The organism is Mesorhizobium sp. M8A.F.Ca.ET.207.01.1.1 (assembly GCF_004794715.1).
GTDB lineage: Bacteria > Pseudomonadota > Alphaproteobacteria > Rhizobiales > Rhizobiaceae > Mesorhizobium.
Map to the genome: position 1 here is coordinate 1 of NZ_SRUS01000106.1, position 426 is coordinate 426.

A 426-nucleotide genomic window follows, 5' to 3' on the forward strand; every position below is an offset into this window, starting at 1 on the left:
GTGGCTCTTGGCCTCGAAATAGGACATGCGCACCAGGCGCGCCTGCACGGCGGGCAGTTCGTTGATGCGCTGGCGCAGCCGGGCCTGGTCGGCAAACTGTTCGGCGCTGCTGCGTTCGATCACGTCCAGGGTTGCTGCGTCCTCCACGGCTGCCTGCACCTGCATCCAGCTGCGCTCGCGGCGGATGCGGTCAATGTGCAGGTTACGGGCGATGCGATACAGCCATGTGCTCAGCGCGCCCTGCGCCGGATCGAAATCGGCCGCCCGCAGCCACAGGCGCAACAGGCTTTCCTGCGCCAGCTCCTCGGCTACCGCGTCAGGCACGCCCAGGCCACGCAGATACACGCACAGCCGCGGCATGAAGTAATCATAGATGCGCATGAAACAGTCGCGGTCGCGAAGACGCGCCACGCCGTCCATGTCACC

Annotated in this window: 1 protein-coding gene; it reads right to left on the reverse strand. The window is 66.2% G+C overall.

Annotation, left to right across the window (positions count from 1 at the left end; genetic code table 11):
* Positions 1-426: sigma-70 family RNA polymerase sigma factor (locus EN850_RS33680; protein ID WP_136092946.1), on the reverse strand; the 426-nt coding region annotated here is incomplete at both ends.